The organism is Streptomyces phytophilus, from assembly GCF_013870535.1.
GTDB classification, from domain to species: Bacteria; Actinomycetota; Actinomycetes; order Streptomycetales; family Streptomycetaceae; genus Streptomyces; species Streptomyces phytophilus.
On record NZ_JACBXC010000153.1, the window covers coordinates 1 to 8,179 of the forward strand.

Here is an 8,179-nt window from a genome sequence, read left to right on the forward strand (position 1 = left end):
CGGCCTCCTCCGCGGCCGCTGTTGGGCGGCTTGCGACGGTGCTCGCTCATGAAGGGACTACTCCTCGAACAGGTGGCATCGCCTGTCGGCGTCTTCTGTCAGCCGGTCCCCCCGATGCACGACCGGTTCTCTGTCCTCTGGCAACCAGCCGCACTGTACCGAGGACGAAGACGTCCGACTGCGGCTCCCGGTTCCCTTCAGACAGCATGCGGAACAGAGTACGCACCGGCGTTGCCCGCTTTGCGCCGGGTATTACGCGCTATACCGGACACTTCGGCGCGCCCGGTCAAGCCGATGTGACGCCGTTCACAACACCCTCACTTGCCGCTGCCCGAGGGTCGTTCTATCGTCGAGATGTATCGAGCCGATACATCAGCACGACACATCGGTGCGACACATCGACTCGACACATCCAGAGCGGGACATCCGCGGCACGGGAGGAGGCGGCGATGAGCAGGCGCTCAGGCATCCTGGAATTCGCCGTCCTCGGCCTGCTCCGCGAGTCCCCCATGCACGGCTACGAGCTGCGCAAGCGGCTCAACAGCTCGCTGGGGGTGTTCCGCGCGTTCAGCTACGGCAGCCTCTACCCCTGCCTGAAGACACTCGTCGCACAGGGATGGCTGACGGAGGAGACCGCTCCCGCACCGCAGGACGGCCCCGCCGTACCGCTGGCGGGTCGGCGCGCCAAGATCGTCTACCGGCTGACGGCCGAGGGCAAGGAGCACTTCGAGGAGCTGCTCGCCCAGACCGGGCCCGAGGCGTGGGAGGACGAGCACTTCGGCGTCCGCTTCGCCTTCTTCGGCCAGACGTCGCGTGACGTACGGGTCCGGGTGCTCGAAGGCCGGCGCAGCCGGCTGGAGGAGCGCCTGGACAAGATGCGCACGTCGCTGGCGCGCACGCGCGAGCGACTCGACGACTACACCCTGGAGCTGCAACGGCACGGGATGGAGTCCGTCGAGCGCGAGGTGCGCTGGCTCACCGAGCTGATCGAGAGCGAACGGGCGGGGCGCGACGAGCGCCCTTCGGGGAACGCCGGTTCAGCAGAGACGGGCGGCCTGCCCCGTGACCGGGACAGCACCCGGCCGGATCCGTCCGACGACACCGCCAACTGAGGTCCTGCCCTGGCACGGCCTCAACGAACAACAGGGAGCAACCGTCAATGGGTTCGGTTCGTGTAGCCATCGTCGGCGTGGGCAACTGCGCCGCGTCCCTCGTGCAGGGCGTCGAGTTCTACAAGGACGCCGCCCCGGGCAGCCGGGTGCCCGGGCTGATGCACGTCCAGTTCGGCGACTACCACGTCCGTGACGTCGAGTTCGTCGCGGCGTTCGACGTCGACGCCAAGAAGGTGGGCCTCGACCTCGCCGACGCCATCGGGGCGAGCGAGAACAACACCATCAAGATCTGCGACGTGCCCAGCAGCGGCGTGACCGTGCAGCGCGGCCACACGCTCGACGGCCTCGGGCGCTACTACCGCGAGACGATCGAGGAGTCCGCCGAGGAGCCCGCCGACGTCACGCAGGTGCTGCGGGACCGGCAGGCCGACGTGCTGGTCTGCTACCTCCCGGTGGGCTCCGAGGACGCCGCCAAGTTCTACGCGCAGTGCGCCATCGACGCCGGCGTGGGCTTCGTCAACGCGCTCCCGGTGTTCATCGCGGGCACCAAGGAGTGGGCGGACAAGTTCACCGAGGCGGGCGTACCGATCGTCGGCGACGACATCAAGTCGCAGGTCGGCGCCACCATCACGCACCGCGTCATGGCCAAGCTCTTCGAGGACCGGGGCGTCATCCTGGACCGTACGATGCAGCTCAACGTCGGCGGCAACATGGACTTCAAGAACATGCTGGAGCGCGACCGGCTGGAGTCCAAGAAGATCTCCAAGACCCAGGCCGTCACCTCCCAGATCCCCGACCGCGACCTGGGCGAGCACAACGTGCACATCGGCCCGTCGGACTACGTCGCCTGGCTGGACGACCGCAAGTGGGCGTACGTGCGCCTGGAGGGCCGCGCCTTCGGCGAGGTGCCGCTCAACCTGGAGTACAAGCTGGAGGTCTGGGACTCGCCGAACTCCGCGGGCATCATCATCGACGCGCTGCGCGCGGCGAAGATCGCCAAGGACCGCGGCATCGGCGGCCCGGTGCTCTCGGCGTCCTCGTACTTCATGAAGTCCCCGCCCGTGCAGTACTTCGACGACGAGGCGCGGGAGAACGTGGAGAAGTTCATCCGCGGCGAAGTCGAGCGCTGAGCGCCACCGCCGTACACGACTCGCCGTCTTCAGGGGCCCCGGGCTGCAGCCCGGGGCCCCTGGGCATGTGATGCTGAACGCCATGCCCGTTGTCCGCGACCTCCGCAGCCTGCTGCGGCTGCACGGCTTCCGCCGGCTGCTGGCCGTACGGCTGCTCTCCCAGGGCGCCGACGGCGTCTACCAGGTGGCGCTCGCCGCGTACGTCGTCTTCTCCCCCGAGCGGCAGACCTCGCCCGCCGCCATCGCCTCCGCGATGGCCGTGCTGCTCCTGCCGTACTCGATCGTCGGCCCCTTCGCCGGTGTGCTGCTGGACCGCTGGCGGCGCCGGCAGGTGCTGCTGTACGGGAACCTGCTGCGCGCCGTCTTCGCCGCGGGCACGGCGGCGCTGCTGCTGGCCGGGGTGCCGGACTGGCTGTTCTACCTCTCCGCGCTCTCCGTCACCGCCGTCAACCGCTTCGTGCTGTCCGGGCTCTCCGCCGCGCTGCCGCGGGTGGTGGACACCGAGGAGCAACTCGTGGTCGGCAACTCGCTGTCGCCGACCGCGGGCACGCTCGCCGCCACGGCGGGCGGGGGCGTCGCGTTCCTCGTCGGCCTTGCCGGGCCGAAGGGCGGCACGGCGGACGCGATGACGGTGCTGGTCGGCTCGGGGCTGTACCTCTGCGCGGCACTGGCGTCGCTGCGGATGGCGCCGGGGGCCCTGGGGCCGGAGCCGGAGCTGGTGCTGCCGCGGATAAGGGCTGCGGTCGCCAGCACCGCGCGCGGGCTCGTCGCGGGCGTACGGCACCTGCGTGCGCGGCGCGAGGCGGCACAGGCGCTGTCCGCCATGGGCCTGATGCGCTTCTGCTTCGGTGCGCTGACCGTGATGCTGCTGATGCTGTGCCGCTACGCCTGGTCCGACGGCGAGGACGACGGCATGGCGCTGCTCGGTGTGGCCGTCGGCCTGTCGGGGCTGGGGTTCTTCGTCGCGGCGGTGGTGACGCCGTCGCTGGTGACGCGGCTGGGGCGGACCGGCTGGATGACGCTGTGCGCGGCTCTGGCGGCGGTGCTGACGCCGCTGCTGGCGCTCTCGTTCGCGCCGGGGCCGATGCTGGTCGCCGCGTTCGTCCTCGGGGTCACGACCCAGGGCGTCAAGATCACGACGGACACGGTGGTGCAGTCGTCGGTGGACGACGCCTATCGCGGCCGGGTCTTCTCCCTCTACGACATGCTCTTCAACGTGGCCTTCGTGGGCGCCGCGGCGGCCGCGGCGGCGCTGCTGCCCAAGGACGGGCGCTCGGCCGTCCTGGTGGTGGGCGTCTCGGTGATCTTCGCGGGCATCGCCTTGTCGATGTTTCACGTGAAACACGCGCCGACCGAGGAGGGGCACCCGGCGGCACTGGAGGGCGGGGCCGGCGGCGAGCCGCATGTTTCACGTGAAACATGACGCCCGCGCCCGGCGCGGCGGCGCCGTGGCGCCCGTCTCCATACGCCGCCTGTCACCGTTCCGCCGGCCTTCGGGGCCGTAGACCCTAGGCGGGCGGGTTCTGCTCCGCCCACCACGCGCGCAGCGCGTCGATGGCCGCCTCGTGCCCCAGGGGACCGTGCTCCAGCCGCAGCTCCAGCATGTGCCGGTACGCGCCGCCCACCGCCGGCCCGGGGCCGATGCCGAGGATCTTCATGATCTCGTTGCCGTCGAGGTCCGGGCGGATCGCGTCCAGCTCCTCCTGCGCCTGCAGGCGGACGATGCGCTCCTCCAGCCCGTCGTACGCGCGCTGCAGGGCGAGCGCCTTGCGCTTGTTGCGCGTCGTGCAGTCGGAGCGGGTGAGCTTGTGCAGCCGGTCCAGCAGCGGCCCGGCGTCGCGCACGTAGCGGCGCACGGCGGAGTCCGTCCACTCCCCGGTCCCGTAGCCGTGGAAGCGCAGGTGCAGCTCGACCAGCCGGGAGACGTCCTTGATCTGGTCGTTGGGGTACTTCAGCTGCGTCATCCGGGCCTTGGTCATCTTCGCGCCCACCACCTCGTGGTGGTGGAAGGAGACCCGGCCGTCCTTCTCGAAGCGGCGCGTACGCGGCTTGCCGATGTCGTGGAGCAGCGCCGCGAGCCGGAGGACCAGGTCGGGGCCGTTCTCCTCCAGCGCGATGGCCTGCTCCAGCACGATCAGAGAGTGCTCGTAGACGTCCTTGTGCCGGTGGTGCTCGTCGCGCTCCAGCCGCAGCGCGGGCAGCTCCGGCAGTACGTGCCCGGCCAGGCCGGTGTCGACGAGCAGGTGCAGACCCAGGCGCGGGCGGGCGGCGAGCAGCAGCTTGTTCAGCTCGTCCCTCACCCGCTCGGCGGACACGATCTCGATCCGCTCCGCCATGTCGGTCATCGCCGCGACGACCTCCGGCGCCACCTCGAAGCCCAGCTGCGCCGCGAACCGCGCCGCCCGCATCATGCGCAGCGGGTCGTCGCCGAAGGACTCCTGCGGGGTGCCGGGGGTGCGCAGCACCCGGGCCGCCAGATCGTCCAGCCCGCCATGCGGGTCGACGAACTCCTTCTCCGGCAGCGCGACGGCCATCGCGTTGACGGTGAAGTCCCGGCGGACGAGGTCCTCTTCGATGGAGTCGCCGTACGACACCTCGGGCTTGCGCGACGTCCGGTCGTACGCCTCGGAGCGGTAGGTGGTGATCTCGATCTGCAGATCGCCCTTGCGGCAGCCGACGGTGCCGAACGCGATGCCGACCTCCCACACCGCGTCGGCCCACGGCCGGACGATGTCGAGCACCCGCTCCGGGCGGGCGTCGGTGGTGAAGTCGAGGTCGTTGCCGAGCCGGCCGAGCAGCGCGTCCCGTACGGAGCCGCCTACCAGCGCCAGCCGGGCGCCGGCGTCCTGGAAGCGGTGCGCCAGGTCGTCGGCGACGGGTGAGACGCGCAGCAGTTCGCTGACGGCGCTGCGCTGGGCACGGCTGAGCGTGGCCTGCTGGGTTCGGTGGTCTTCACGGGCATTCGGCACAACAGAACAGGGTACGGCCCGTGCGCCGCGGGACCGCAACTGGCCACCCTCCGCGGCATCTCCGTACGACCCTGATGCCGATCAAGTGGGAGAGGGCCCGGAGGTTGACGCGGTCCCCGCCACCCGGCGTCCCGTACCTCGTTACCATCGGGGTCCAAGGCAGGCGGCACAAGGCCGCGGGCCGGGCACGAGGACAACGAGGACGGGCGAGCGCGTGGCCGAGCTGGCACATTTGACCGGGTCCCCGGGCGGCCCTCCCGCCCGTCCCCCGGCCCACCGGCGGCTGCTGACCGCCCTGCTGCTCGCGGCGCTGCTACTGCCGGCCGCACTCGCGCAGGTACCCGCGGCCGGCGAGGCCCATGCGCAGCCGTCCGGCTCCCGCTCGGTGAACGTCTCCGTGGACTATCTCAACCCCTCCGTCCCCTCCGGCGGGGACGACCTCACGGTCTCCGGGAAGGTCACCAACAAGACCAAGGCCAAGATCACCGACCCGCATGTCTCGCTGCGCCTCAGCGGGCCGCTGACGAGCCGCAGCGAGGTCACCCAGGCCACGGAGCGCACCGGCTGGCTCTCGGAGTACGACGGGGCGGAGATCGACGGCCCCGGCACCGAGGAGCTGAAGAGCCTGGCCCCCGGCATGACCCGGGACTTCAGCATGACGATCCCCGTGGACCGGCTGCCGCTGGATGCCCCCGGCGTCTACCAGCTCGCCGTCTCCTTCAGCGGGACCTCCGCCGACACCGGCTACGAGCAGGTGCTCGGCATCGAGCACACCTTCCTGCCCTGGCAGCCCGACGACCTGTCGACCAAGACCCGGCTCACCTTCGTCTGGCCCGTCATCGCCACCCCCCAGCTCACCGCGCGCACCGAGCCGGACGAGCAGCAGACGCCGCTGCTCGCCAGCGACCGCCTGCTGGAGCAGATGGAGCCCGGCGGCAGGCTGCAGCAGATGGTCGCGCTCGGCGAGGAGCTGCCCGTGACGTGGGTCATCGACCCGGAGCTGCTGGCCACGGTGTCCGCCATGACGGAGGCGTACAACGTGGTGGGCGAGGACGGCGAGACGGTCCCCGGCAAGGGCCAGAAGATCGCCGCGCAGTGGCTGGCCGACCTGCAGAGTGCCGTGAAGGGCCGCGAGGTCGTCGCGCTGCCCTTCGGCGACCCCGACCTGGCCTCCATCGCCCACCGCGGCCGCAAGGTCTCCGGCACCCTCGACCAGCTCGGCGACGCCACCACCCTGGCCCGTACGACCGTGGAGTCGGAGCTGCACGTCGAGCCGGAGACCGACCTCGCCTGGCCCGCGGAGGGCGCCATCGACAAGCGCATCGTCGGCGTCGCGGGGGCGGCCGGGGCGCAGTGGATCCTCGCCCGCAGCGACAGCATGCGCGAGAGCGGCCTGACATACACGCCCACCGCCGCCCGCCCCATCGGCGGCGGCCGGACGGCGCTGGTGGCCGACGCACAGCTCTCCCGGGCCTTCGAGGGCGACATGAGCCGGGCGGAGACGTTCTCCCTGTCCATCCAGGAGTTCCTCGCCCAGACGCTCGTGACGACGCTGCAGCAGCCGAACCTGCAGCGGAGCATCGTCGTCGCCCCGCAGCGCACGCCGACGCTGGGCCAGGCGCAGGCGATGGCGGAGGCGCTCGGCGACCTGGACACCAGCACGTGGATGACGCCGCTGAACCTCAGCAGCGCCGCCGTGGAGCCGGCGGACCCGAACGCCAACCGGACCGTGCCGGGCACGGGCGCGTACCCGAAGAAGCTGCGGAAGCAGGAGATCCCCCGCGAGGCGTTCGACCGGATCAACGCCACCCGGCAGCAGCTCGACGACTTCTCCGAGATCCTCGACCGGAGCCGGCGGGTCATCGTCCCCTTCGGCAACGCGCTGCTGCGTGAGATGTCCACGCAGTGGCGCGGGCGCAAGGCGGAGGCGGAGTCGTTCCGCCGCGGGGTGCAGGACTACCTCCAGGACCTCACCTCGGAGGTGCAGCTCATCGACAAGTCGGACCTCACACTGTCCGGCAACAGCGGCACGATCCCGGTGACGGTGCAGAACAACCTGGTGCAGAACGTCCGCGGGCTGGAGCTGCGGCTGACGTCGGACGTGCCCAGCCGGCTGCGGATCGAGGAGGACACGCAGTCCATCGAGGTGGCGGGCGGCCACAGCACCTCGGTGAAGTTCGAGGCGTCCGCGCGGGCCAGCGGTCCGGTGAACATCACCGCCCAGCTCTACACGGAGGACGGGAAGCCCTTCGGCGCGGCGAAGACCTTCAAGGTGGAGGTGACGTCCATCACCTCCACGGTGCTGCTCGTCATCGGCGCCGGGATCCTGCTGCTCGTCCTCGCCGGGGTACGCATGTACTCGCAGCGCAAGCGCGCCGCCCGGACGGCGGAGGCGGGCGAAGGCACCGACGGGAACGGGGAAGAGAACGGAAACGGGGACGGGGACGACGGCACCGGCGGTGCCGGGAGCCCGGAAGACACGGCGGATACCGGTAGCGACGGCGATACCGGGGAAGCCGACAAGGAGGCATACGGAACGCACCTCACCGGGGGCGACCGCACCGACGACACCGACACGGAAAGCGGTGCCCGGTCCGGTGCCAGTGAGAGAGTGGAGCGGTGAGAGCGATCAGGCCGTTTTCAGGCCGGCCATGACCCTTGTGGGGTGTCGATGAACGCGCCGTACGACGGTGACCGCAGTCAGGGCACCGGCGATCCCGCGAACCTGCCGCCCGCCGGGTCCCCGCCTCCGCCTGCCCACCAGCAGCCCCCGGCCGACCAGCAGAACGCCGACCCGTACGCGCCCGACCCGTACGCGCAGGGCGGCCAGGACCCGTACGCGCCGTACCCGCCGGAGCACTACGCACCGCCGGCCGCCGACCCGTACGGGCAGGGCGGCCACTACGCGCACCCCGGCGCGCCCGACCCCTACGGCCAGCAGCACGCGCCCCAGGCTCACCCCGCGACC

5 protein-coding genes and 1 pseudogene are annotated in these 8,179 nt (G+C 71.3%); 5 read left to right on the forward strand and 1 reads right to left on the reverse strand.

From position 1 onward, the window contains the following. Positions 1-449 precede the first annotated feature (449 nt). The 3 genes from H5J30_RS10660 to H5J30_RS10670 all read left to right on the forward strand — a co-directional run bounded on the left by H5J30_RS10660 (position 450) and on the right by H5J30_RS10670 (position 3,665). Complete coding sequence (locus H5J30_RS10660; RefSeq protein ID WP_018838802.1) at positions 450-1,112, forward strand: PadR family transcriptional regulator; 663 nt, start codon at positions 450-452, stop codon at positions 1,110-1,112. A gap of 47 nt (positions 1,113-1,159) precedes the next feature. After that, positions 1,160-2,242 carry an inositol-3-phosphate synthase gene (locus tag H5J30_RS10665; RefSeq protein WP_181787188.1) on the forward strand — a complete coding sequence of 361 codons (1,083 nt, stop codon included), beginning with the start codon at positions 1,160-1,162 and terminating at the stop codon, positions 2,240-2,242. A gap of 82 nt (positions 2,243-2,324) precedes the next feature. After that, positions 2,325-3,665 (forward strand): MFS transporter, encoded by a 1,341-nt coding sequence (locus H5J30_RS10670; RefSeq protein WP_181787189.1) that lies wholly within the window; start codon positions 2,325-2,327, stop codon positions 3,663-3,665. Positions 3,666-3,750: 85 nt separating this feature from the next. Here the strand turns inward: H5J30_RS10670 and H5J30_RS10675 are convergent, their stop codons facing one another. Then, positions 3,751-5,211, reverse strand: coding sequence for a CCA tRNA nucleotidyltransferase (locus tag H5J30_RS10675; protein ID WP_181787190.1), 1,461 nt, complete (start codon positions 5,209-5,211; stop codon positions 3,751-3,753). A gap of 232 nt (positions 5,212-5,443) precedes the next feature. Here H5J30_RS10675 and H5J30_RS10680 point away from each other — a divergent pair, with 232 nt between their 5' ends. Together H5J30_RS10680 and H5J30_RS10685 are read left to right on the forward strand one after the other, a co-directional pair. Beyond that, positions 5,444-7,834 carry a DUF6049 family protein gene (locus tag H5J30_RS10680; RefSeq protein WP_181787191.1) on the forward strand — a complete coding sequence of 797 codons (2,391 nt, stop codon included), beginning with the start codon at positions 5,444-5,446 and terminating at the stop codon, positions 7,832-7,834. A gap of 48 nt (positions 7,835-7,882) precedes the next feature. Further along, positions 7,883-8,179 (forward strand): annotated as a pseudogene (locus H5J30_RS10685) (murein biosynthesis integral membrane protein MurJ); the annotation flags it as partial.